At 40.7% G+C, this 23746-nt stretch carries 27 protein-coding genes; all 27 read left to right on the plus strand.

Annotation, left to right across the window (positions count from 1 at the left end; all coding sequences use genetic code 11):
- The first annotated feature begins 93 nt into the window (after positions 1–93).
- Positions 94–483, plus strand: a complete 390-nt coding sequence (locus tag AAFM34_RS05360) for a hypothetical protein (RefSeq protein WP_341660749.1) — start codon at positions 94–96, stop codon at positions 481–483.
- Positions 480–1931, plus strand: coding sequence for an EscC/YscC/HrcC family type III secretion system outer membrane ring protein (locus AAFM34_RS05365; RefSeq protein WP_341660751.1), 1452 nt, complete (start codon positions 480–482; stop codon positions 1929–1931). Before AAFM34_RS05360 ends, AAFM34_RS05365 begins: the two co-directional genes overlap by 4 nt.
- 12 nt (positions 1932–1943) lie before the next feature.
- Positions 1944–3149: a type III secretion system inner membrane ring subunit SctD gene (gene sctD, locus AAFM34_RS05370; protein ID WP_341660753.1), complete on the plus strand. Its 1206-nt coding sequence runs from the start codon at positions 1944–1946 to the stop codon at positions 3147–3149.
- Positions 3150–3161: 12 nt separating this feature from the next.
- Positions 3162–3350, plus strand: coding sequence for a hypothetical protein (locus tag AAFM34_RS05375; protein ID WP_341660755.1), 189 nt, complete (start codon positions 3162–3164; stop codon positions 3348–3350).
- A gap of 34 nt (positions 3351–3384) precedes the next feature.
- Positions 3385–3729 carry a hypothetical protein gene (locus tag AAFM34_RS05380; protein ID WP_341660757.1) on the plus strand — a complete coding sequence of 115 codons (345 nt, stop codon included), beginning with the start codon at positions 3385–3387 and terminating at the stop codon, positions 3727–3729.
- 247 nt (positions 3730–3976) lie between these two features.
- Positions 3977–4552, plus strand: a complete 576-nt coding sequence (locus AAFM34_RS05385) for a secretion protein EspA (protein WP_152430417.1) — start codon at positions 3977–3979, stop codon at positions 4550–4552.
- 40 nt (positions 4553–4592) lie between these two features.
- On the plus strand, positions 4593–5384 hold the full coding sequence (locus tag AAFM34_RS05390) for a secretion protein EspA (RefSeq protein WP_341660761.1): 792 nt from the start codon (positions 4593–4595) through the stop codon (positions 5382–5384).
- 8 nt (positions 5385–5392) lie between these two features.
- Positions 5393–5866 (plus strand): SycD/LcrH family type III secretion system chaperone, encoded by a 474-nt coding sequence (locus AAFM34_RS05395; protein WP_341660763.1) that lies wholly within the window; start codon positions 5393–5395, stop codon positions 5864–5866.
- The gene (locus AAFM34_RS05400) at positions 5859–7304 is read left to right on the plus strand and encodes a type III secretion system translocon protein (protein ID WP_341660765.1); all 1446 of its coding nucleotides are present in this window, start codon (positions 5859–5861) and stop codon (positions 7302–7304) included. The genes AAFM34_RS05395 and AAFM34_RS05400 overlap by 8 nt, the downstream gene beginning before the upstream one ends.
- 13 nt (positions 7305–7317) lie before the next feature.
- Positions 7318–7917: a pathogenicity island effector protein gene (locus AAFM34_RS05405; RefSeq protein ID WP_341660767.1), complete on the plus strand. Its 600-nt coding sequence runs from the start codon at positions 7318–7320 to the stop codon at positions 7915–7917.
- Between the two features lie 61 nt (positions 7918–7978).
- Positions 7979–8446, plus strand: coding sequence for a tetratricopeptide repeat protein (locus AAFM34_RS05410; protein ID WP_341660769.1), 468 nt, complete (start codon positions 7979–7981; stop codon positions 8444–8446).
- A gap of 32 nt (positions 8447–8478) precedes the next feature.
- Complete coding sequence (locus AAFM34_RS05415) at positions 8479–10446, plus strand: lipopolysaccharide kinase InaA family protein (protein WP_341660770.1); 1968 nt, start codon at positions 8479–8481, stop codon at positions 10444–10446.
- 232 nt (positions 10447–10678) lie between these two features.
- A complete protein-coding gene (locus AAFM34_RS05420) occupies positions 10679–11380 on the plus strand; it encodes an AraC family transcriptional regulator (protein WP_341660772.1) in 702 nt (233 codons plus the stop codon).
- A gap of 9 nt (positions 11381–11389) precedes the next feature.
- Positions 11390–11605: a type III secretion system needle filament subunit SctF gene (gene sctF / locus AAFM34_RS05425; RefSeq protein WP_114785701.1), complete on the plus strand. Its 216-nt coding sequence runs from the start codon at positions 11390–11392 to the stop codon at positions 11603–11605.
- Complete coding sequence (locus tag AAFM34_RS05430; RefSeq protein WP_341660774.1) at positions 11602–11907, plus strand: DUF1039 domain-containing protein; 306 nt, start codon at positions 11602–11604, stop codon at positions 11905–11907. Before sctF ends, AAFM34_RS05430 begins: the two co-directional genes overlap by 4 nt.
- Complete coding sequence (sctI, locus tag AAFM34_RS05435; RefSeq protein WP_341660776.1) at positions 11894–12202, plus strand: type III secretion system inner rod subunit SctI; 309 nt, start codon at positions 11894–11896, stop codon at positions 12200–12202. The genes AAFM34_RS05430 and sctI overlap by 14 nt, the downstream gene beginning before the upstream one ends.
- Positions 12199–12933 (plus strand): type III secretion system inner membrane ring lipoprotein SctJ, encoded by a 735-nt coding sequence (gene sctJ, locus AAFM34_RS05440; RefSeq protein ID WP_341660778.1) that lies wholly within the window; start codon positions 12199–12201, stop codon positions 12931–12933. Before sctI ends, sctJ begins: the two co-directional genes overlap by 4 nt.
- A gap of 2 nt (positions 12934–12935) precedes the next feature.
- Positions 12936–13514, plus strand: a complete 579-nt coding sequence (locus tag AAFM34_RS05445) for a type III secretion system domain-containing protein (RefSeq protein ID WP_341660781.1) — start codon at positions 12936–12938, stop codon at positions 13512–13514.
- The gene (locus AAFM34_RS05450) at positions 13511–14173 is read left to right on the plus strand and encodes a type III secretion protein (protein WP_341660783.1); all 663 of its coding nucleotides are present in this window, start codon (positions 13511–13513) and stop codon (positions 14171–14173) included. Before AAFM34_RS05445 ends, AAFM34_RS05450 begins: the two co-directional genes overlap by 4 nt.
- A gap of 2 nt (positions 14174–14175) precedes the next feature.
- The gene (locus tag AAFM34_RS05455) at positions 14176–15189 is read left to right on the plus strand and encodes an HrpJ domain-containing protein (RefSeq protein ID WP_341660785.1); all 1014 of its coding nucleotides are present in this window, start codon (positions 14176–14178) and stop codon (positions 15187–15189) included.
- 24 nt (positions 15190–15213) lie between these two features.
- Entirely contained in the window at positions 15214–18051 is a 2838-nt protein-coding gene (locus AAFM34_RS05460) for a hypothetical protein (RefSeq protein WP_341660787.1), read from the plus strand.
- 104 nt (positions 18052–18155) lie between these two features.
- On the plus strand, positions 18156–18518 hold the full coding sequence (locus tag AAFM34_RS05465) for a hypothetical protein (RefSeq protein WP_341660789.1): 363 nt from the start codon (positions 18156–18158) through the stop codon (positions 18516–18518).
- Positions 18515–20560, plus strand: coding sequence for an EscV/YscV/HrcV family type III secretion system export apparatus protein (locus tag AAFM34_RS05470; protein ID WP_341660791.1), 2046 nt, complete (start codon positions 18515–18517; stop codon positions 20558–20560). The genes AAFM34_RS05465 and AAFM34_RS05470 overlap by 4 nt, the downstream gene beginning before the upstream one ends.
- Positions 20544–21863, plus strand: coding sequence for a FliI/YscN family ATPase (locus AAFM34_RS05475; RefSeq protein WP_341660793.1), 1320 nt, complete (start codon positions 20544–20546; stop codon positions 21861–21863). The genes AAFM34_RS05470 and AAFM34_RS05475 overlap by 17 nt, the downstream gene beginning before the upstream one ends.
- A 6-nt stretch (positions 21864–21869) precedes the next feature.
- Positions 21870–22265 carry a hypothetical protein gene (locus AAFM34_RS05480; RefSeq protein WP_341660794.1) on the plus strand — a complete coding sequence of 132 codons (396 nt, stop codon included), beginning with the start codon at positions 21870–21872 and terminating at the stop codon, positions 22263–22265.
- Positions 22255–22701 carry a hypothetical protein gene (locus AAFM34_RS05485; protein WP_341660795.1) on the plus strand — a complete coding sequence of 149 codons (447 nt, stop codon included), beginning with the start codon at positions 22255–22257 and terminating at the stop codon, positions 22699–22701. Before AAFM34_RS05480 ends, AAFM34_RS05485 begins: the two co-directional genes overlap by 11 nt.
- Complete coding sequence (locus AAFM34_RS05490; protein WP_341660797.1) at positions 22694–23521, plus strand: hypothetical protein; 828 nt, start codon at positions 22694–22696, stop codon at positions 23519–23521. Before AAFM34_RS05485 ends, AAFM34_RS05490 begins: the two co-directional genes overlap by 8 nt.
- Positions 23522–23746 lie beyond the last annotated feature (225 nt).

The raw sequence follows: 23746 nt of genomic DNA on the forward strand, positions 1-23746 counted from the left end.
CTTTGCACCAATTTGCGACTAAGGTGTTCACCTGATAGTCAGTAATCAATGAACAATTGATAATGTTTTCATAATCAGAAAAAGAGGTTTTCAATGTTCGAACGTTTACTAGCGATGAGTTATATCGATATGACTGACTTGCCTTCAAATAGCCATTGGCAAGTTTTTTGTGCTGGTCGATTAGCTAGCTGTATCACATCAGAATACTATTTCACGTTCGGAATAATGATAACGCCTCCAAATGATCGCAGTTGGTTAAGACAAGCAACACTTGTGTTGGCTGCATGTGAACAGGGGTGGGACTGTGCACTTGAAAAACGGGGAGAAGAGTGGGTTCTTTGGTCTTGTTACCCTAATGACCTAGATGATGAAGAACTTACTTCATCCATACAGTTGCAGTTGGCATTAATCCATTATCTAGAACGAGATATGTTAAAAACAGTCCCGGCCAATAAACCTCGTATCTGGAGGAAAAAGCTATGAAAAAGTTACTATGTTGGTTATTGCTTTTGACTATCAATTTTGTTCATGCAGCACCGATTTCTTCAGTGCAATGGCAAGGAGAGCCCTTTGTTCTTTATAGCCGTGGCACGCCATTGAAATCGGTTATAGAAGATGTGGGCAAAAATTATGGCATTCCTATTGATGTTAGCAATCAAGTCACTGACACGTTTAGCGGCCAGATAAATGGAAAAACGCCTAAACAGATCCTTACCATGCTAGCTCAGCAATACGGCTTAGTTTGGTACTATGACGGTGACTTGTTGCATGTTTATAAGGCGAGACAAGTGACAAATGAAATAGTCTCGCTTTCATCTCTTTCAAATGACCAGGCAATTCGTTACATCGCTAAAGCCAATCTTTTGGATAAAGTAGCTTGTGAAGTGACCCCGATCTCAGGGCTTCATGCAGTACAAGTTAATGGCGTTCCTGCTTGTGTTAGCTCGGTTACCAAATTTGTAAAACAGCTTGATAGTGATTCCCAGCAACACGCTAAGTCACAAAAAGAGGTGCGTATTTTCCCTTTAAAATATGCATCTGCAACTGACACTGTATATAGCTATCGTAGTCAAGACGTCACTGTACCCGGTGTCGTGTCGGTATTGAAGCAAATTGATCAGGAAGATAATTCTCAATCTAAACAAGAAACAGCAAGCTTTTCGGCAGATTCAAGACAAAATGCTGTGATCGTTAGAACAAACAAGCAAGACATGACTATGTATGCGTCCTTAATTAAACAACTGGATATTACGCCAACCATGATTGAAGTTTCGGTCACCATTATTGATGTTGATACCTCTGACTTCAATCAATTGGGAATTGATTGGTCTGCGGCTGCCAAGATTGGTGGGGGTAGTGTGACCTTCAATCAAGGAAGCTTAAGTAGCGATAACTTTTCGACTGTGATTGGTAACACAGGGAATTTTATGGTTAGGCTAAATGCCCTACAACAAAATTCGAAAGCAAAAGTCTTGTCTAGACCTTCTGTCGTAACTCTTAACAATGTTCAGGCCGTATTAGATAAAAATGTTACTTTCTATACCAAAGTTGAAGGCGAGAAAGTCGCTAAACTCGAGTCCGTTACAACGGGGTCTTTACTCAGAGTGACTCCAAGGCTTGTCAATGAAAATCATCATAAAAAAGTGATGCTGTCACTTAACATTCAAGATGGACAACAGGCTAAACCTTTGAGTAGCAAAGACCCATTGCCTCAAGTTGAAAATTCAGAGATTGCAACTCAGGCGACGTTAAGGACAGGAGAAAGCCTGTTACTCGGTGGCTTTGTTCAAGATAAAGATCATACCGTGGAGAATAAAATTCCGCTTCTAGGAGACATACCGTTATTAGGGGGGCTGTTTAGAAGTACTGACCACAGTAAACAGAGCGTAATGCGTTTGTTTCTAATCAAAGCTGAACCCGTTAATCAATAACGAGGACTGATTATGGAAGCAAGTATCAAACTTTTATGGCTCACAGGCCCAATGCAAGGGAGAGAGCTAAAGCTCCCTTCAGGAGAACTTTCTATGGGGCCAAGCGGCGATATCATGGTCCCAATTGAACAACGTGAAGTCATATACATCAGTGTTGATGAAAAGGGTGTGATGGTGAAGTCAAACCTAGAGGTATGGATTAGTGGTGAAAAAGCGAATCACGAAGAGTATTTGCCTTTGGGTCAACCCATTGAACTATCAGGAGTGGGGTTTATTTTAGGTCGTGGCGACCAAGAGCTTACATGGCAAAAATTACCTCCACATTTAACCAGAAAGTCTAGCCGCTTGAGCAACATCTTTTTGTTAGCAACCAGTTTAATCGCTCTGGCAACCATGTTATGTGTACTCATGCTTCCAGCCAAGGTTGAACCAATATTTAACCCACGCTTATGGCTGCAAAGTCAGCTTAATGTGCCGGCGTTACATCAAGTAGACGCAAGTTGGGGGCCTGATGGAATTGTGACGCTCACAGGATATTGTGATAACTCTACCTCGATGGCCAAGCTAAAGGAAGGGCTTAAGCAACACTCTATCCGTTTTAATGCCAAAACAACCTGCACGGATAAGTTAGTAGGGAGTGTTGAATCCGTTCTAAGTGCGAATGGCTATCAGAATGTCCATGTGTCACCTACTCGCCGCATGGGTGAAGTTAGAATTTCAGGAGCGATTCAATCAGGTGAACAATGGGATAAGGTCACAACAGAATTGGAACAAATCCAGGGGTTAAAGCATTGGCAAGTGGCTAATGACATAGGAGGGTATGTTCAAAAATTCATTGATGCACTCCGTGAGCATAAATTATTGAACGGTGTAATGGTTGAAAGACGGCAAGAGAGCATACTCGTTACGGGTCAAATCAATGACAATGTTCGTGGCCAAATATATCAAGTCAACAAAGATCTTATGACGAGTACCGGCCAAGTGGTTGATGTTAGGTTTGAGAATATTCCTATCAGAGACAATTTAACTCGTTATTTATCTGGCCAGATAGTTAGTTTTGGTGGTAATGCAAGCCATCCTTTTGTTGAGCTAAGCAATGGCAGTCGACTTAATATGAATAGCAAGCTTGAGAATGGCTATGTTGTTAGCCATATCGATTTAAAAGGATTGGACTTAAGCCGCGATGGTGAAGTCATCCATATACCATTCATTCTATAAATAGGAGGATTTATGGCACGTATTACTAACTTAGAGACATGTTTAAAAAATGACCCTCAAATCAAAGATGCGTTAATTAGTCAGTTAGATAAAACCAAGGCAGAATTGATTAATGAGCCACATAAAAATATCCAAACACTAAATGGAGCCATTGACGCTGCAAAAGATGTCATTGGCATTCTAGCGAAGCGTTATAAATAAACACACTAATTTATTACTTACCTAGGAGGTAATCATGGACACATTAGATGATATTAAAGCCGTGATGGAGGATTTAAACCATCGCAGGGGTGTGCTCGCAGAACAAATGAGAGAATTTCAACAGCTTCAAGGTGAGATTCAAGTGTTGGTGGAACAATCAAGCCATGATCCTAAAGCCCGCGCCAAGCTCGAAAAGTTAAACCAAGCATTCCCAGAAGGGATTCAGAATTCTCAACAGGCTATCATGTCAAAAGTCACTATGCTCGAAGAAAACTTTAAACAACTACAAGAAGGTTTTAAAGCAATAGGTGAGGCAGATAATGCAAGCGGAGAGGCTTTGCCTAAGCCTAAGAAAAAGAGATATAAAAACTATATGTGATTATTCATTAATCGCCATTATACAGTTTCATTATTTACCGGTGATATTTGTTTATTCATCGGTTTTTTATAAATAAAACAAATTTAAACTATCTGGTCATACCACTATTTGTTGGTTGCTCTTCATATTGGAAATAAAAAAACGATCAGTCATTTTATTATTCAAATACAAACTGAGATGCTAAATGGTGAATTTCCAATTTAGAACCCAGCTTGTAGTAATAATCTAGAAATTAGAGGAATATATTATGGCTGTTAATCTTAACGATACATCAGGTACTCAAGGTACCAGCATCATCAACTCACAACAAAGTGAAGATATAAAAAACACTATAGCGTCTAGAGGAGACTGTGTACTCTCAGGTGGTATCGCTGTGCTTTATATGTTTATGAACCTGCTATCTGAAATGGCGAATGCAAAATATAGTCAAATGCAGCAAAAATCAGACGTTTCTCGTACTGCTCAAGATATGGCAAACCGAGTGGATGAAAAAGTTGCCGAAGCTGCAAAAGAAGGTGATAAGGCCACCCGTGAATTACCTCAAGATGTTGTCAATTATATGCGCGACAATGGTTTTAAAGTCGATGGGAAAACTATCGATCAATATTTGAAAGAAAATGGAAACCATCTTGATCAGGGTAAGTTAAAAGCCGTTAAAGCATCCTTGGAAACAGTGTCAAATCGAGCATCTGACTTTGTGTCTCAATCGCAATTGCAGTTGCAGAAATTAATGCAAACTTACAATGTAACAGTGAGCTTATTAAATAGCATGCAAACAATGCTAGCAGAGATGAATAAATCAATAGCACAAAATATTCGATAATTTTCGGCAAATACATATTAATTGATAATAAGGGGTTTTTATGCTTCAAATTGATCAAGGCATTAATACTCCTTTGTCAGTAAATAATGACAAAGTTGAGTTAAAAAATGCAATAAATGGTGACTGTGTATTATCTGGCGGTGTGGCTGTTTTATATTTGTTTATGAATCTACTGTCTGAACTGGCAGATGCTAAATATAGTCAAATGCAAGCCAAAGCGGATGTTTCTCGTAATGCACAAGATATGGCGAATCGCGTTGATGAAGTAATAGCTCAAGTGGCAAAAGAAGGCGATAAGGCGACAGGTAAAATTCCTCCAGAGGTCATTAAATATATGAAGGATAATGGCTTTACTGTTGATGGAAAGTCAATTACTGATTACCTAAAAGCCAATGATCCTTCTGCTAGTTATCTTGAGAAACTCAAAGCAAAAATTAATGAATGTGGCCCAGAAGGTATGCAGTCATACAGTTGGCAAGACGTCGTAACATATATGGACCAGCACGGCATTAAAGTCGATGGAAAAAGGGCTTGCGACTACATATGGGGCCTACCTGAGGTCGGCTATATGTCAGGCCAAAGAGTGAGTAAAGCTCACATGCAGCATATTGCCAATGCGCTAGAAGCCGCAGGAGGTTTAGATCAAGGTAAGCTGAAAGCGGTGAAGTCAGCCCTCGAAACTGTATCAAACCGAGCTTCTGACTTTGTATCTCAGTCACAGCTGCAGCTGCAGAAAATTATGCAAACCTACAATGTCACCGTTAGTTTGCTCAACAGCATGCAAACCATGTTGGCAGAAATGAATAAATCCATCGCACAAAACATTCGCTAGGAGGAATTATGGAACAAAAAGATTTTGAGACATTGCAGACATTCCTCCACCAAGGTGGTTCTTTAAAAATGTTAGCGGATGTCGATGAGAAAGATTTGGGCCTTCTATATCGTTACGGTACACAGCTAATGAACTACGGCGATTATGAAGGTGCCAAAAAAATATTTTATTTGTTGATGAAAATTGACCAGTGGAACTTCGATTACTTTTTTTCCTTAGGTACATGTTGTCATCAGCTTAAGGAGCATGAAGAAGCCATTTTTTGCTTCGGTCGTGCCGGGATAATAAAGATCGAAGACCCGCGTAGTCCTTATTTTGCGGCGATAAACTATCTTGCGGTCGGAAACAAAGATTATGCGGTTAAATCCTATAAGGCAGCTCTTAGAGTTAGTGAATGCCATAAAGATGGCAAATGGGATGAAATAGCCGTGAAGGCTAAACAAGGTTTAGCTCAACTTGTTCAGGAGGTGTCCCATGACTAGTGTTAACTTCAATACTCAAACCTCAGTTGGACCAACTTCGGATGTTGAGCGCCTTGAAAATATTAAACAGGCCAGATCACGTTTCCCTTCCTCTGGTTCAAAGGAAGGCTTAGTTGATGTTATTGAAAATGGAAATGATGTTAAGAGAAACGTAGTAAGTTCTGATGCAGCTAGCCAGGCGTTACAACGAGTACTCTCGGCATTTCATAAAGATGACAGTGCGACCATCAGTCAGCTTGAAAAGGCTTCGATGAACGATATGGTGCTGATGTCTGCAAACTTAGGATTAAAAACCTTTGGCGATACGGCGAATGCCGCAGCGAAAGCTGCCAGGTTGATGACAGATACCCAAGCAGTGCTTCGTGACCAGCAAGTCAAAGAATTCCAAGAGCAATTAAGTAAACGTATAGAGCAATCCGAAAAGGCGCAGAAAGGTGGAATATTTGGCGCAATCTTTGACTGGATTGTCGGTGCTGTGGAAGCCGTCATTGGTGTATTCAAACTCATAGAAGGCGCCGCTCGTGTCGCTGTTGGAGATGTAGTTGGTGGTGCTATGGATATGGCGAGTGGCGCAGCTTACCTAACTGCTGGTATTGCCGGTATGGTCAAAGCAGCTGCTGAAACCGCAATCTTGTGTGGTGCCGATAAGGAAAAATGTCAGCAAGTTATCGATGTTGCAGGAAAAGTTCAGCTTGGCGCTGAAGTTGTCGCAATGGCATTGGATATCTTCCAAGCTGGTAGAGCTATTTCAGCGACACGATCTATTGCGAAAGGAACCGAAACTGCAATGCAAGAAGCGGCCCCTAAACTGGTTGAAAGTATTGCAAAAGGATCGACACAAGAAGTCACTAACATTGCTCAACAAGTTGGTAAACAAGTATCTGAACAAGTCGCAGAACAAGTCAGTAAACAACTGATGAGTGGTGTGAGCAAAGGCGTAGAGCAGGTGGCAGAACGTGGTGGTCAAATCGCCAAATCACTTGCAAAAGCATTTAGTGAAGAAGCTATTCAGCAGCTAGTGACCAAATCTGTAGAACAAGCAGCTACAAAGGCTATTGAGAAGGGCGTACAAATAACAGTCCAAGAAATTACCAAACAAGTAACAACTGCAGTGCGTAATGAGGTGATAAAAACAATCATTAAAGCATGCACTTATACGTCACTTGATTTGATTAGAGCTTCTGCAGGCTCAGGTAAAGCAATTACTAGTGGGATTGTGACTGAAGAAAAAGCCAAACTCCAAAAGCAGATTGAGGAGCTGATTTTAAAACAAAATCTCATGGAGTTTTGTTATGACTGGTACGACAAAGCCAAAGAGCAGCAATCCAAAACAATTAAAGACTTAGTCGATAAGCAAGGTGATTCTTTAGATGGCGCAACAAAAGTTATCAATGAGTCCGGTATGTTACAAGCTCGCATTGCGACTTCAGCAGTGTAGCTAAGGGGGATTTATGCCTGTAGAAGTTCAAAATAATACTGCAACCCAAACAGTAGATTACGTTACCAATAATTCAGATTATGGTCATGATGTATCGGGAAGCGAAGCAATGGACGCGATCTCGCAACTAAATGAATTGATTGTGAAGTTAGCTGAAATATTTAAAAAACTCAGAAACATCTTACAAGAGTACAATCAAAAGCAACAATTGCTTGGATGGGACGTGCAAAAAGCCTCAATGGACTCAAAAAGAGATTCAATACAGAGTGCTTTTGAGTCTGCCGCATGGGCTGGAGGACTACAGATTCTTTCTGGTGTCATTGGGATGGCTGGTGTTGGGGCAACCGGAAAATTTGGTGAAGGTGCTACCCACCTAGGTCAGGCTCTGGGTAAAGGGGTTGATGGTGTCGGTTCAACGGTTTCCGCTTCAATGACAAAAGATGCAGAAATGGAAAAAATGGATGGGGAATTTAAAGCAATGAATTCTCAGAACTATAACAAGAATATGAATGAACTGAGTGATAAAGCACGTCAGATCTCTGATCAAATGCGCTCTCTCGTTAAAGAGCTCGTCGAGCTCCATGGACGTATCACTTCAGCTGTACGCAATTAATATCAGCCCCTAATGTAAGAGCGCCATGCAAATGGTGCTCTCAACAAAAAATGGAAACTCTATGATGAATACCGATGCTTTTTCAATCGATGCCAACCAAATTAAAAAATCAATAGAGAGTGTGATCAACGGTCACCAGACATTAGCTCAATTGAACAATATTGATGAAGGAACTTTAGTCCATACCTACCAAGGTGCTTTAGAAGAATACCACAGTGGCAATATGGCTGAAGCTATGACTCACTTTACATACCTTGTTATGAATAATCCTTGGCGTAGAGAGTATTTGTTTGGCTTAGCCTCAACCTTACATGCCCTGGAGCAATTTGAAAATGCATTGATATTTTATGGTTACGCCACCTTGATGGATGCATGTGATGCTGGTGTCACATTTAGAATTGGCCAGTGTTATTTATCACTCGATAAGCCGAACGAAGCATTAGATGCTTTACGAACAAGTGTAACGCAAAGTTTTCTATCCCCCAGAGCAGCCAGAAATAAGGCAGCTCGCTCAATCTTTATTGGATGAAATGAACCAACACAATTGATAGGAATAAAATAATGGTTATGCCTCTAGAAGCCTCAAGTCCCAGATTGTCTGGCATTAGCAATTATCTTGATGTTGAAGTATCAAAGTCGTCGCCGAATCAATCGGCAAGAAATTTCAATATTTCCGACGTGCCTTTACCAAGGTCATGTGATGTAATTTCTAACTTGGATCTCGCGATTTCCGCCAATCAAGAAAAGTACTTGTCCCATCGAGACTCTCACCAACCGGATTCTAAGTTATTTATTGATAAATCGAGTCAGTTATATCAACAGGCTAAGGATGCTGGAGTTGATGTAGCTAAGACTACGTTTTTCAAAGAACTGTTTAATGTTGCAATTGCTGGCCTAGGACTTGGACTAGCGATTGCTGCAACTGTTATTAGTGGTGGTTTAGGTATCCCCCTGACCGCAGCAGCCGGTGTGGCGTTTGCACTTGCAGTCTCTGATGCAGGATGTGCTGCTGCAAACTGGTACAAAGCGGCACATGGAGAGCAAGGTTTAAGGATGGGCACTGATACCCTGTCGAATGTGGTTTATGCGCTTCTTAATAAAATGGGGGTGCAAGACGATCGTGCTGAGTTTTGGGCGCGTGCAACATCAGCGACCTTGCGATTGGGTTTAACGCTAGGGACGCTCTATGCAAGCACTGTTTCGGTCCCTTCAGCATTAGGAGCAGCAACTAGCGCAATCTCAACTACTAAGCTTGCAAAAATAGGTGCTTCTGCAGCAGGTAATGAAATCCTAGGCTTCAACCTTGGAAGCAACAAAATTGCGCATGCTAAAGCTAGAGCTGAACTCGATGCTCATAAAAAAGATATGGCTTTTAACCTTGATAGTTCACTCATGGCGATGAAAGACGCGGCACATGAAAGTGATTTGGCTAAATTACAAAAGGCTAGTGAAGATGATCGTAAGCATTGGGAACAAAAAGTAAGCGATGTGCAAAGACACCTTGATAATAATTTTAAAAAGGTGACGGAACAAGTCGAAAAGCTTAGTAGCAACCTAAAATTCGTAGAAAACGAGAAACAGAATGCTAGTGACAAAGTTAATTCTCTAATGGCTGAAAATATACGCCTTAAGAGCGAGATAGAGGCTTTGAAGGCTTTTCAAGCAACAGAGCCTAGTGTGAAGAGCAAGATCTCCGGCGACTTATTACAAGACCACAAAATCGAAAATCCTAGAGTAGATAGCCTCAAAGATCTGGAATATGCTTTTGGCGGAAAAAATAAGGAAGTTAATAAAAAACATGGTTATCTACATGCGATAACTGATACAGGAAAAAAAGATTTTGCGTTAGAGGCTGGGTTAAGTAAATACTGTACGGGGAAGACAGATCTTGAGGCTATAGTCTCATTACAAAAGCCAGTTGCAGGTTTAGATGAAAATATCCAAGGTGAGTATGCTCAGTTTGATCTTTACGATGAAAAAGTGAAGACAAGTGAACTTGTCAAGTACATCGGTTCCCAAGATATCCACTTGAGTACGCAACAAAAACAACAGCTTGCAAATCAGTTAATTGATATGTTGAAAGTATTGTTTACTAACAATGTGTCTCATCGTGATCTTCATATGGAAAATATTTTGGTTCGAGAGCTTGACTCTCAAGTCTACATACAGTTGATAGATTTTGGTCGTACAGTTTATGGGAAGCAAGACTTTAGTACACATAAATACGATGACATCAAATACCTATTCAACAAGGAAGGAGCACACATTGGGGAAACCGTGGGAAGAAATGTATTTGCCCCCGTATTTTCGACTCTGAGCACCAAAAATGAGGAAATACGAGAAAAACATTATCCTTTGCATAAGCTTATCAAGCAAGGTAATGAAACGAAAAGTATTGCTGATGATCTACAGGAAGTTGGTAATAGAATTATCGAAAAACTTGAGGCTGGCCAGGATGTGAGTAAGGTTTTTGAGAACGCTAAACAAGCAGTGTATGGTTTGATCCTTAAGACTGATACAAATCGTTAATACGAATTCGCTTTCGATATAACTATTATATGCATGCCCTCGTATCCCACGAGGGCTTTTTCATTTGGAACCTATTCCTCATACAGTGAGGATAAAATGTTATTTGGCAAATTCGAATGTCATCCTCACTCTTACTTCTGTTTATAAGTCATAACTCAGGTGAAGACCTGATACCAGATATTGCTTGACCTTGGCAAACTAACTCTAGGCTCAGAAATAAAAGGTTGTTGATATGAAAGCACTACAAGTCGTATTGTTCAATAAACAAGGTCATATCGATTATCAAGGTCAACGTACGCGAATAGACGCCAATCAACTGGTTATGGTGACAGAAGAAGTTGAAATACACGCAGCAAGCCGCAGTGATTGGATGAGCATCTTTTTTTATCCTGGTGAGATATGCCAAATCTATCATTTGCTTACAGATCTTATCAATCAGAATTATGTCGATGATCACACCGTGAATAAATCAGTCAAAGCAGTACCTATTTTCGACGAACTTGTGAACGTGATTAAGCAGCTGCACAAAGTAAGTAAGACGGTCATGCTTCGTTTCGTTTTTACCTATTGTCTAGAAATGGACAAGCCGTACTTTTCAAACTTACTAAATCAATATGCCGACCCTAATGACAAGATATTCGAATTTGTAAATAAACACCTTTATGAGCAATGGTCAGTGACACGATATGCTGAACTGCTACAGATGGACGTGACTAAATTAAATACCGCGTTTTACAAGTATTATGGCCAGTCGACAAAAGCATGGATCACTGAACAACGTTTAACTTACGCAAAGCAAACGATCCTAGAAACAGATCGAAAAATAGCGGATGTAGCGTTCGATGCAGGCTTTAGCAGCCACTCTCATTTTATAGGAGCATTTAAAAAGCGCTATCACTGCAGTCCCTCAGATTTACGTGCAGGAAGAAGGTAGGAGTTTGTTATGGATCTGAATTCAATTATCAATGAGTTATCTCTTAAGTCTGCCCAATCTGCGCAAGATATAAAGGCCAAAATGACTCAGGCTGACCCCAATAACCCAGATGAAATGTTAAAGGCTCAGTTTGCGGTGCAGCAATATTCAAACTTTATGGGATATGAGAGTGCTCTGATTAAAGCGGTTAAAGATATGGTGCAAGGGATTATTTCAAAGATATGAAAAAGTCAGATAAACAACTTCTTGTAGAGGCAGCGCTCGCAGCAGCTAATCATCGGCTTGAGAAACAGGCACTTTGCATTGCAGACGCATTTTCCTATTTGATCGATGATGACGAAGACAGGTGTATTTGTATCAGTTTAATTTACTTCGCATTAGAAAAAAGGTCCAAAGCGATACGAACACTTAACGGATTGAGTTCACCTCGAGTTGAAGGGCTACGGTTTCTTTACGCGTCATCTGCAGATAGTGCCGATACAAAAACAATATGTTCACTGATTACTGGAGGTCATGATGGAGATTAGTGCAATCGCGAAAACAGCAGTTGAAGCAGTGGAAAAAAAGACTGAAACAGTTAATCCGGATGAAATGTTAGTAGATAAATTCAGTCAGTTGATGAAACAGGGAGTCAATGAAACGTCAAAAGTAAGCGAACTCGTTGACGTTCAACCAAACTCAGATTCCTCAGTTGGTATTTCACCTGAACAAGCTATTGAGAGCCAGAAATTAATTACACGATCGCTAGTAGAAGTCGACCTAGCGGCTAAAACAGCAGGCAGTCTCTCTCAATCGATCAACAAATTGGTGACAATGCAATGAAGAAATATAAATGGCTCACTCTAATGTTAGCGCTTTTATTGACGGGCTGTAAGGTGGAACTTTACCAAAACCTCCCTCAATCAGAAGCTAATCAAATGGTAGCATTATTGATGCTCAATCACATTGATGTGAACTCAGATATTGATACTAAAACCGGAAAAGTAACATTAAAGATAGAAAAAGATCAGTTTATCAATGCAGTAGAACTACTAAGACAAAATGGCTACCCCAAAGCAAACTACGTTGATATTGAGCAACTTTTTCCATCAGGCCAACTGGTCTCTTCTCCTGCTCAAGAAGAAGCGAAAATGAGCTACCTAAAAGAGCAGCAGCTAGAACGAACATTATCAAATATGGACGGTGTGATTAGTGCACGTGTTTCCATTGCTCAAAATGTTAAAAGTGCATCAAGTAGCCGTTCTAACACAACAGATAAGTCTGCTGCTGTGTATATAAAGTATTCACCTGAGGCAAACTTAAGCAGCTCTGAAACACAAATTCGCAATTTGATTAAAAATGCAGTTCCTGATCTCCAGTATGAAAACATCAGTTTGTTTCTGCAACCTGCTGATTTTCGTTACCAACCCGTGGCACAACCCAGCTCTACTTCTGGTTGGGGAGACATTCAAAATTGGATTGCTGCTAATAAAACGCCCGTTACAGTCGGTTTGGGAAGTGTATTTATTGCTGGCGTTGCATGCTTGGCCATAAGACGTAAAAGGGAAGATTAACTATGGAAATAGATGTTATTCAATTAAACAAGACTGTACGTAATATAAGCCCCAGACTTCATTCTGAGTGGTGGAAGAAGTTAGATCTAGAGAATTGGAAAGACCTAGCAACAACGAATGATTTAGTTGAACAACGAATTGATAACGCAATTCTAAGCCGCTTTGGGCTTGAACATTTTTGGCTGACAGAAGATCTAGACATTATCCAAAAATGGCTATCAGTGATAAATAAACTTCCAGTTTTATTGGTAGCCACCGGATTAATCACTCAAAACTGCCCAGATTATATATGGGATAGCCAATATAGAGAAGTTATGCAGAAGAGGTTTAGCCAGATTCAGCTTGAACAGCTTATTGCACTGTGGCCACACGCAACGCAGCCACCGCAATGGTTGCCAGATACCATGCTATTTAAAGCAGAATATTATTCGGCTAGTGCTTTGTTTGAGTATTGGAATGGACACCCTTTTGGGAAGATTTGGTCACTGAGTCTACCTGTAATGGAAACACCTAATAAAGTATCTCAGATTGAAGTAGAGAAGGTTATTAATTGGATGTTCAGACTGGAGAGATTCTTATGAGTCCATTCTTTATTTCAGCTACATGTTGTGAGCTTAAAAAAATGGGAGACACAGCCTCAAGACAAGCGATTGAGTCGGCTGTGCGTTCTTCGAATAGCGAGTCTAAAGCTCGTACTCGAATCGCTGCAATTGTACGCCGTGCGAGGATAAAGCGAGACAACGCGCATAAACAAGCGGAAAAAATAATACAGGATGCACATAACGAAGCTAAGCAGTTACAAGAAGAGTGGAAAAAAGAAGCGCGACAACAGGCCGCTAGTGACGCTGTCACTTGGCTGTTAGACAAAGAAAATATCGAACGGAATTTGATTGACAGCCTTAAAGAACGAATCCGCCAGCAAATGCGAACGGTAATCGAAAAATGGTCGAGTACGCAAGATATTAGTCAATTTATGATCAAAAGATTAACCGACCAGGTTGCCCAACAGAGTAGCCAACATGACCTAACACTGTTTGTTCCACAAGAGCTTTATCCAGTAATGGAAGATGCATTTGGAGAACGATTACAGGTTAAGGTCAAGTCTGAACTGCATGACGCTCAAGCTGAGCTTTCGTCTGAGTCTTTAGTCATTCGGCTAGATTTAGATTTGCAATTACAACTTCTGCTTGATTCTTTTTCAGAAAATAGAGCTTTGAAACAGATTGCCAGTGGAGATTAACAATGAGAGTCGATGCAAACATGCATGCGGAACTTCATGCCTTTTCACAGACCCAAACGAACTCAGCAATTACGACTGAATCGACAGCATCTCTTGCTAGTGCTGCGCTTGCAGAAGTAAGGCAAGAAGCCCTAGAAGAAACAATGGAAGGCTTGAGCCTTGGCCTGAGCAGCGTGATGAAAAAACTCAGCTTGGAGGATAAGTCCAAAGATCTGAAGCTGAATAGTATGGAGCAGGTTCTCCAGCAAATGGACAAGATGGCACTTGAATCAATAAACCGTATGACTGAACAATTGTCTCAGCTTAAAACAGCGAGCCAAATTCTTACAGCATTGGACCAGTCGGGCTTGGATAGAGGAAAAATTGCATTGATTTTGACCTCTTTACTTAGCTTTAAAGGTCTATCCTCTGCAATGAAAAAAGAACTCAAAAAGCGTTTGAGCGAAATACTGGATGAAGAAGGTATTGAGCTTGAAGTTATTGCGGCTTCTGAAGGTATGAATATTGACAAAGAAGGCCTTAGGGCGCTTCGGCTGCTGTATCAGAACGCGAAACGAGGGGAGCAAGGATTAGCCCATTGGTTTGACTTACTAAAGCAACACAAAGATAGGCGTCAATATATCCGTATTCTTATTCGTTCAATGTCTGAACCACTTGATGAAGGTCAAAAGCGTGATGATATGACGATGGTCGCTGCAGCAATAAAGGATCTGAAACGATTACTGTTTTTTTTGACTTTTGAAGATCATTGCGGCGTTTTGGCTCGCTCTATGGAGTTAGAGCATTCATCTGTTATGTCCATCACAATTGAACTACTCGAACAGTCGTGGGTTTATCCTGATGCGTTATCGCTCATCATAGAACGACTGGGACTAGCATATGAACGTAAAGTTGTTTTCTTGCGCCGATGGAAAGATCTGATGGCAGTGATGTCGCCAGCATGTTACCGCGACCCGGAACAAAAAGAGCATGTTCAGGAAGCGATGTTAGAACTTCTAGACCGCTGGAATGAATGATCAGTAGGTTGGGAGAAAACGCATATGAATTATAAATTAGAATCAAATCCACTGGTTGAACAACCAATCCTGTTAGGTGAATTTGAACGGTCGAATCAATCCAAATTGTTTTGGAACGGGGACTTTACTTGTTCATCATACTCATCGGTGTCTCAGTCAAAAATGACAACTGATCTAAAACAGTTGTGTTTTGAACTAATTGAAATGCAGCCTTTTCTAGAAGAAAATGAGCTAGTCGAATACCTATCAAGTAAACTTGCTCGTTATGCCTCAGATATGTCTGCCGTCAATTTGCGGATACTTTCTGAAATTGTTGCAGAGAAAATTCCTGCACTGGCTGGTGATGTTACTGTTCCGTTCCCAAAAGAGCATCAGAAATCGCTGCTTGGAGCGATTCAACTCATAACAAGAGCACTGCTTAAAAGCCAAAAACAGTTAAGCGAAGAAAGGGATGGTATTGATGAACGTCTTAATCTATCGAATAGAATGGGTAGACTCCACCATAGCGTAGCTGTTTTTGAGAATTATTTTCAGCGCTCAATGGTATCGGGTCCTAATCAAGAAGACCAACTTGTATCGGCTTTATCAGCCGTCAGCAGGGATGAAGGGCTATCTGAAAGCCGTGAAAATCTGCAACTCCATGGTCTTACTGACAATGAAGATCCTAATCTAAAGCTCTCGTTGAAAAAAGAATCTTCCAATAACCATTTGAATGCTGAGGTTCGTCGCCAAGTACAAGATGTTATTCGATCTAAACAGCGAGTGTCTTGGTTGGACCGCAGAAATCCTATTACTTTAGAACTCAATAATCATAGTGGAGTTGATCTTTACTCCGATATTGAAAGTGGCCGACTAGTCGATAATCTTACCCAAAACTTGCCTCGTTATTCTGATTATATAGGAGAAAAATCATCTGCACTGGTCGACTATGTTGAAGCTTTGGAGGCGTTTCTACCGAATGCTAAATCATTCGGTATGAATATCATGCATCAAGTGCAATCGATAGTTAATGAATCAAAGATACAACTAAATTATTTCAATGAGATCAAGGCGCATTGCCATTCAGTACAGAAAGTTTTTGATACCAAAGTACTACTAAGAAATAAATTAACTCGTATCGATACTATGTTGGATAACTCGATAGTATCGGTTAAGAAACGACTAAATTTGCATGGCTTTCTTGCGTTCTTACCTGAGTTAAGAACGAATAATGAAAAAGTTAGGAAGTTGGTCAATGAAAAAAATGAGTTGCATAGCAATCATGATAAACAAGAAGTTGTTTGTTTAAAGAGGAAAACAGAATCACTCAACGCTGATATCCAGCAATTGGATGATGAATATGAGAAACGAGTTCTGGAGTTGAAACGATTTGACTATCAAGCAAAGAAAGGCCACGGCTATCCATGTAATAACGGTGATGCCCTTGAAACATGGTCTACTTGGGTTAAACAAAATGTTGCTGGAGAATTATCAGGTGATTATCGACCAGACATAAATATGTTATTTCTCGAACGCCAGATGGCTCATGCTGGTATTAGAGGTTATGCAGTCTCATACCAGTCCCTTTTTGTACCATTACCATCAGGTGAAGTTGTGGTCAGTCAGGAAGTTGTAAAAAATGCCTTGATAAATTTGCATCATTGGGCGCTTTATCATCCAATCGAGTCGCATGCTTTTGCTGGTAATTTAAACTATGTTTTTGAGATTGTAAGTACTAATAATGACATCTTTGGATCAGACATAACATCACTGGCTTCGACTATCTGGTGTTCGGGTACGGTTCAGAATCAGGTTAAAGATATTGTTCAAAATCGCCGGGTGGAAATACTTAAATCGGATCACCAATCTTTATCACCTGAGATGATAGCACTAATGCACCTTGCGTATGCTGCACCTTTTATGGCCGCCGCAATGAGAGACCTTTGTGGTAGTAGCCGTACGGTAAATGGTGCTGGATTACTCGTATCGGCCTTAATACCAAACGCTTCTTTTGATAAATCAATGGCAAGTCTGCTCGAGGAGATAGTACAAACATGGTGTGATGATACAGGAGAAAATATGGGCATGCAGCATCGAATGACGTCAGTGATGGTTGATGCTTTGCTGAAAGTAATTAGCAGCCAAGGCACCTTTAAAGAGCGGGCTAAGACCATGGCAAGGTATGCCAATGAGCGTAAAGCGTTACAAGATGTAGAAGTGCACGTAGCAGATTGTTTCGCATCAAACCACGCCAGTATGATAAGACTATCTTGGAGGGATTTGAAAAATACCTGGTCTGAAATGAGTAACAAACAAAGAGCCTTAATACTTGCCATTGTACCAACATTATCTATTACTACTTCTGCCTTTGTTGCTTTTATGGTTACAACCATAATTGGTACAGAAAGCATTACTAGTGTAATCCTTGCTATTGCTGGGCTATGTGCAATGTCGATAGGCGGTTTTCTCGCTAAAACAACAGTGAACTTTATTGTAACTCGTAACTTTTGGCGTATGAATAATGTCTATTCAAGGGCTAGAACGAAACTAACCCAAAAGCGAATTGATAACCTTCTCCATCGCTTGGGAGAGAAAACAAATAACAGTCGGTTAGCGCAATTGCTTGGAGACTCTATAAAAGACAAAGGAAAACTTCTTAATTTGGTCAATATGCCCATTGACCAGCAATCGCAGGCATTGCAAGGAGAACTTGTTAGTGCAGCTAGAATTTTGTCTGAAAAGTTAGACAGATGGTATAAGCAAATACAAGAAGAAGACATTGCATTAGCCCAAAGTCTAACAGGTAACACCATCGAAAAGAGCCAATGGTATGAATGTTATGATGATGTTCAAAAATTCATAGTAAAGTACGCAGCAAGTTAAAAGCCTACCCCTAGTAGCGTCAGGACGAAGTTTCAGGTGTAGACCTGATATTATTGGTACTCAAATCGCGCCATCATGTCTGTATAGACTAGATAGGAGTGATTATGGACCTGCAAGTGTTAAGAAACGTAGAGCAGCTGGTTTCTTTGCTTCGGCTTCCTCAAACAGGGGTAGCCGACATCCTCGAGATACATCAACCCCCTTATGGTCTTAGACTGGAAGTCATTGATGATCGTTTAATGTTAACTTCATGGTTAATTGATATCGATAGCCTTGATTTGGAACAGGCCTTAAAGAGAAACCAACCTGAACGTTTTAAAGGTCTACCTCAACGCCTATTCACCATCAAACGTCAGCTTTATATAAGCACATTCTGCCCACATCAGTTTGATGCACGCCAATGGTTTGAGGTATGCAAAAAACAACGTGAGTTTCTCATGCAATTAGCAGGGGAGAATAAGTTATGACAATCGCAACTCGTTGGCTGGCTAAAGTCGCTGGCAGACAAGATATTATTTTAAGTGCGATGTTGGTTATTGCCGTCTTTATGATGATTTTGCCATTGCCAACCACATTAGTCGATGTATTGATCGCTCTGAATCTTGGTATGTCTATCATCTTGCTGATGATTGCAATTTATATTCGAGACCCCCTCGAGTTTTCGGCATTTCCATCGATGTTACTAATAACAACGCTATACCGATTAGCGTTAACTATTAGTACCAGTCGATTGATCTTACTTCAGCATGATGCTGGTGAGATAGTCTATACATTTGGCGATTTTGTTGTTGGAGGTAATCTTGCTGTCGGTATTATTATCTTTGCCATTATCACGATAGTTCAGTTTATCGTCATCACGAAAGGATCAGAACGCGTAGCTGAAGTAAGCGCAAGATTTTCTCTTGATGGTATGCCTGGCAAGCAAATGAGTATTGATGGTGACATGCGTGCGGGCATCATTGATGCAAAAGAAGCCAAACGCCAACGTTCCATTGTTCAGAAAGAGAGTCAGCTTTATGGTGCAATGGATGGCGCAATGAAATTCGTTAAAGGCGATGCCATTGCAAGTGTCATTGTGATTCTAACTAACATTTTTGGTGGGATTGCGGTCGGTGTTTTGCAACATAACATGTCTGCATCAGAGGCAGTTAATACCTATGCAATATTATCTGTTGGTGATGGCTTGATTGCTCAGATCCCTTCGCTCCTTATATCTATTACTGCAGGTTTGATCGTTACACGTGTCCCAGGGGAGACTAAAAGTAACTTAGCTAACGAGCTGGTCGAACAGGTTTCACGTCAACCATCTTCTCTGCAAATGGCTGCCGCAGTGATGTTTGTATTTGCGATTATTCCTGGATTTCCATGGTTTGTCTTTGCACCGCTAGGGCTTGCGGTTTTGGGCGCGTCTTTTTGGATTACGAGAAAGAACTCTGTAAAAGAACAAAACCAAGGCTTCGTTTCCCAAACAGGACAAGATGAATCCGGAGATCAAGAAATGACGCCAGGCGCTGTGCCGCTCATGTTAGCAGTGGGAAATGAAATTTCACAAGAAAATCTCGCTAAGTCATTACAGAGCTTACGGTGGAAGTTATTCGAAAAGCTTGGGTTGCCAATACCTGAAATTCAACTCCAGACGCTAAGAAATGACAGAGGCGAAGAATTTGAACTCTTCCTTTATCAAGAACTAATTGTAAAGTTACATGTTCCTAAGCAGATGATTTTAGTATTAGCAAAGATTGATGGAATAGAAGGCGAACAAAGTCAACTGGTTTTCAATCAGCAAAAGCTTTACTGGTATTCATCAGAATATGTCGATGAGATAGACATTACTGGTGCAACCTATTATCAAGGTAACGAAATCATTAATTATCTTGTTGAAACTGCTGCATTACATTTCGCCAAAGAATTTCTTGGGGTACAGGAAACGCGTTATCTAATGGACTCAATGGAAATGCGTTATGCAGAGCTAGTTAAAGAACTTCAGAGACTTTTGCCTATCAGTAAAATTACTGAGATATTGCAGCGCCTTGTGGAAGAAAACATTTCTATTCGAGATCTGCGAACAATATTTGAGACTTTGGTCGAGTGGGCTTCGAAAGAAAAAGACACCATTATGCTCACAGAATATGTTCGAGTTGCCTTAAGGAGACATATAAGGCGCAAATTCACAGTGGCTGAAGGCTGGATCCCTATGGTTTTAATTGGCGATGGAATAGAGAATCAGATCCGAGAGTCGATACGCCAGTCTGCAGTTGGTGCTTATAGCGCACTTGATCCTGAAGATGAACAAAACATTATTGCGCTGATCAAAGAGAAGGTGCCTGAACATATCCCATGCGTGGTCTCTACATCGTTAGATGTAAGGCGCTATTTACGTAAAATTATTGAATCAACAATGCCCAGGACGCCTGTACTGTCATTCCAAGAAATTGGGGAAGATGCAAGTATCAAGGTTATAGCTCGGGTAGATACGTTTGCGGAGGCTCCTAATGCAATTGCCGGATAGTATTCAATTGACCGAGACTCTGGAAAAAGAACTTTTTCCAGAGCTACCAGATATTAAGCCTTTTCGCAGATTTGGAAAAATTCTTGAAGTAACATCTACACTAATTCGTTCAACGCTGCCAGATGCAAAGTTGGGAGAGCTCTGTTTGATAGGGGATAGTCTTCAGGCAGAAGTTGTTGCAATTAAAGGAGAGCAAGCGTGGCTTTCTCCGTTCAAAAGTACCAATGGCATCGGAATTGAAATGCATGTGGAACCATTGGGGCATGGGCATAGAGTCAAAGTCGGACCAGAACTATTGGGGCGGGTTGTTGATGGTTTAGGCCGTCCTATGGATCAAGGTGATTGGTTTGGACAATGGCGTAACAACCAGGGTAGCGCGCCAGATCCACTAAAGAGAAAGCTCATTACTAAAGTTATGCAAACTGGGGTCAGGGCTATAGATTCTACCTTGACGTTGGGGGTGGGACAGCGTGTTGGAATTTTCGCAGCTGCTGGTGGTGGTAAAAGTACCCTATTAGGAATGCTTGCTGGAAACTGTGATGCAGAGGTTATCGTTCTAGCATTAGTCGGCGAACGTGGCAGAGAAGTTCGCGAGTTTATTGAATACTGTTTACCCCCTGAGGTAAGAAAAAAAACCGTGCTCGTGGTCGCTACTTCTGACAAACCGCCACTTGAGCGAATGAAAGCCGCATTAACAGCGACGACTATTGCCGAGTTTTTTAGAGACCAAGATAAAAATGTTCTACTTATGGTGGACTCAGTGACTCGTTTTGCACGAGCTGCTAGGGAAATAGGCTTAGCGGCAGGTGAGCCACCTGTAGCCAATGGCTTTCCTCCCAGTGTGTTTGTGTATTTAGCTTCTCTACTAGAGCGTGCAGGGCCTGCTCCGTTTGGCAGTATCACAGGTATATACACGGTCTTGGTCGAGGGCGACAACATGAATGAGCCTGTTGCTGACGAAGTTCGCTCAATTTTAGATGGCCATATAGTGTTATCACGAACGTTAGCTGGAGCGGGACACTATCCTGCTATAGACGTTAATGCAAGTGTAAGCCGAGTAATGGACCAAATTGTGACGGCTCAACACAAAAGTGACGCCAAACATTTACGCAACTTGCTTGCTTTATATCAAGAAGTACAACTGTTAATTCGAGTTGGAGAATATCAAAGAGGGCAAGATCCTTTAACTGATGAGGCCGTCGACAAGTTTTCTGAAATAGAAAGGTTTTTATGTCAAGGCACCAGTGAAGTGGCACTGTTTAGTAAAACGTTAAATGATCTAAATTATTTGTGTGCGAGTTAAAGAATAATGGTACTGACCCCTGAAGAAAGTATCTTTATCAGGCAGCTTATCGCTGTTCGTAAACGCAAAGAAGAAAAATTGTTAGCTCAGTGGAGAAAGCTTGACGATGAGCAACGTCAGGTTTTAGCGGAACGTGAATTGGCTTATCAACTGTGGTCTGAATCTAGAGAGATACTAGTGGATTCAAAGTTAGATGGCAATCTACTAACGCGTAGTGAACTTAACCAGTTATTGACGGATAAACGTAGTCAATATGCTCAAGAGCGGGCTAGAGCGGAATCTATTGATTATTTAGATAAGCGTATAGAACAGATCGAGTGTGAGAAAGCAGAATTAATTCGTCAAAAAATATCACTGGTTAAGGGGCAAGAAAAATTAAAAGGGGTCCTTGATGAGCAATAAAATTGAACAGATTCCCTCGCATCATTGGCGGGTTGAAGGTGTAAAATCGAGACGTGATACAGATCCTGAGTTAAGGCAGCGGTTTTCTTCTCTATTTTCGAGTCGACATGATTTACAACAAAATACTGATCAGAATATGCATTCGACAGGGAGAGTTTCTTCAATCGTGCACCAGTTGTCAGAGGTAAATCATGTCGCTAAATGGCAGAATGCAGAAATAGTTAGGCAAGAAAGTAGTTTGACATTTCGCTTATTAAATGGACCCATGACAGGGTTAACTATTGTTGCTTCATGGCAGGCTCAGATAGTGACACTACAGCTAAAGCCAAGAGATCAAAAACAACATGAGGCAATCAATCGCGTTGCTTCTAAGATTAGCGAACATTTATCTCAATCAAAAATCCCGTTTCAGTTGGAGATAATGAAATATGAATAATTTGATAGATTTAGCACAAGTCATTGGTACTGGCTTAAGCAATCAGCAGTGTTATCTTTCACTTCAGCGAGTTAACCAGGAAGAGGGGACATTCTGGTCGTATCGTGCAGATAATACAAGTGGTATATGGTGTAGTAAACATGAATGGTTATCAGGCATTGAGGTGACTTCATCATTAAGTTCTATACCTGATGATTTATTACCAACTATGGTTGCAGCGCTCTTTTCTGTCGTGAGTATTCCATTTGTAAGAGATATCAATACTCAAGGAGAGGATCGTCAATTACCGAGTGATATTTATCCGGTTGTACAATGTAATGGATATCAGTTTGTTCTTGTTGGGTTTTCGGCAGCTTGGATAAAGCGTCTCACAATTGGTTGGGAGAACTATCTAGCACCACAAGTAACCGTTAGTGTACCTCTGGTAGCCGGTTACCTTAACAACACAAAACCCTTATTTAATGGGCAAGGTGTATGGCTCAAAGATGGACATAACCCAGATACAGGTAGTGCCATTTTATGGTGGGGCAAGCCCGTAGCAAGCATCCAGTTTCATGAAGAAAAAACTTGGTTAGTTAATAACGTGTATCCTCCCTATACTCTATCGGATAAGGCTAGCTACGTTAAGATTGCAAGTCTTGACATCAGCTTGCAGGATTTATTAAACCTTGAAAACGGAAATACATTTGAAGCAGAGTTAGTTTGTGAAGTGCAAAGTAAACTTATCTCAGACAATCAATGTGCCGCTAAAGGGGAGTTGTTTGTTAGCCCAGATGGAATGGTTTTTCACGCTAATGATTGCTTTCAAGCTCCAGCATAGTTTTCATCTTATATTTTGAAAGTTTTTAGACACCATAAAAGAGACAATAGACTATCTAATTTTAATAGATAACTTATCACATTATTTTCCATTTTTGGTAAGACCAGTTGTTATAAAAGTGAATTTTATTTTGTAAGTATAATTTTAAAATTTATTCAATATTAGTTATCGGGGTTTGAGGTCCAACGGAACGAAAGTGTACGTTTAGAGGATTAAATCACTGAT

It is taken from the genome of Vibrio sp., assembly GCF_038138445.1.
In the GTDB taxonomy this organism is placed as follows: domain Bacteria; phylum Pseudomonadota; class Gammaproteobacteria; order Enterobacterales; family Vibrionaceae; genus Vibrio.

Bases quoted from the DNA above. Each gene is read 5' to 3' on its own strand.
- AAFM34_RS05410 (WP_341660769.1), top strand. From the start codon at position 7,979: ATGATGAATACCGATGCTTTTTCAATCGATGCCAACCAAATTAAAAAA.
- AAFM34_RS05445 (WP_341660781.1), top strand. From the start codon at position 12,936: ATGGAAATAGATGTTATTCAATTAAACAAGACTGTACGTAATATAAGC.
- AAFM34_RS05475 (WP_341660793.1), top strand. From the start codon at position 20,544: ATGCAATTGCCGGATAGTATTCAATTGACCGAGACTCTGGAAAAAGAA.
- AAFM34_RS05450 (WP_341660783.1), top strand. From the start codon at position 13,511: ATGAGTCCATTCTTTATTTCAGCTACATGTTGTGAGCTTAAAAAAATG.
- sctD (WP_341660753.1), top strand. From the start codon at position 1,944: ATGGAAGCAAGTATCAAACTTTTATGGCTCACAGGCCCAATGCAAGGG.
- AAFM34_RS05360 (WP_341660749.1), top strand. From the start codon at position 94: ATGTTCGAACGTTTACTAGCGATGAGTTATATCGATATGACTGACTTG.
- AAFM34_RS05415 (WP_341660770.1), top strand. From the start codon at position 8,479: ATGGTTATGCCTCTAGAAGCCTCAAGTCCCAGATTGTCTGGCATTAGC.
- AAFM34_RS05465 (WP_341660789.1), top strand. From the start codon at position 18,156: ATGGACCTGCAAGTGTTAAGAAACGTAGAGCAGCTGGTTTCTTTGCTT.
- sctJ (WP_341660778.1), top strand. From the start codon at position 12,199: ATGAAGAAATATAAATGGCTCACTCTAATGTTAGCGCTTTTATTGACG.
- AAFM34_RS05420 (WP_341660772.1), top strand. From the start codon at position 10,679: ATGAAAGCACTACAAGTCGTATTGTTCAATAAACAAGGTCATATCGAT.
- AAFM34_RS05480 (WP_341660794.1), top strand. From the start codon at position 21,870: ATGGTACTGACCCCTGAAGAAAGTATCTTTATCAGGCAGCTTATCGCT.
- AAFM34_RS05380 (WP_341660757.1), top strand. From the start codon at position 3,385: ATGGACACATTAGATGATATTAAAGCCGTGATGGAGGATTTAAACCAT.
- AAFM34_RS05405 (WP_341660767.1), top strand. From the start codon at position 7,318: ATGCCTGTAGAAGTTCAAAATAATACTGCAACCCAAACAGTAGATTAC.
- AAFM34_RS05460 (WP_341660787.1), top strand. From the start codon at position 15,214: ATGAATTATAAATTAGAATCAAATCCACTGGTTGAACAACCAATCCTG.
- AAFM34_RS05365 (WP_341660751.1), top strand. From the start codon at position 480: ATGAAAAAGTTACTATGTTGGTTATTGCTTTTGACTATCAATTTTGTT.
- sctI (WP_341660776.1), top strand. From the start codon at position 11,894: ATGATGGAGATTAGTGCAATCGCGAAAACAGCAGTTGAAGCAGTGGAA.
- AAFM34_RS05375 (WP_341660755.1), top strand. From the start codon at position 3,162: ATGGCACGTATTACTAACTTAGAGACATGTTTAAAAAATGACCCTCAA.
- AAFM34_RS05395 (WP_341660763.1), top strand. From the start codon at position 5,393: ATGGAACAAAAAGATTTTGAGACATTGCAGACATTCCTCCACCAAGGT.
- AAFM34_RS05470 (WP_341660791.1), top strand. From the start codon at position 18,515: ATGACAATCGCAACTCGTTGGCTGGCTAAAGTCGCTGGCAGACAAGAT.
- AAFM34_RS05390 (WP_341660761.1), top strand. From the start codon at position 4,593: ATGCTTCAAATTGATCAAGGCATTAATACTCCTTTGTCAGTAAATAAT.
- AAFM34_RS05400 (WP_341660765.1), top strand. From the start codon at position 5,859: ATGACTAGTGTTAACTTCAATACTCAAACCTCAGTTGGACCAACTTCG.
- AAFM34_RS05485 (WP_341660795.1), top strand. From the start codon at position 22,255: ATGAGCAATAAAATTGAACAGATTCCCTCGCATCATTGGCGGGTTGAA.
- AAFM34_RS05385 (WP_152430417.1), top strand. From the start codon at position 3,977: ATGGCTGTTAATCTTAACGATACATCAGGTACTCAAGGTACCAGCATC.
- AAFM34_RS05490 (WP_341660797.1), top strand. From the start codon at position 22,694: ATGAATAATTTGATAGATTTAGCACAAGTCATTGGTACTGGCTTAAGC.
- sctF (WP_114785701.1), top strand. From the start codon at position 11,390: ATGGATCTGAATTCAATTATCAATGAGTTATCTCTTAAGTCTGCCCAA.
- AAFM34_RS05430 (WP_341660774.1), top strand. From the start codon at position 11,602: ATGAAAAAGTCAGATAAACAACTTCTTGTAGAGGCAGCGCTCGCAGCA.
- AAFM34_RS05455 (WP_341660785.1), top strand. From the start codon at position 14,176: ATGAGAGTCGATGCAAACATGCATGCGGAACTTCATGCCTTTTCACAG.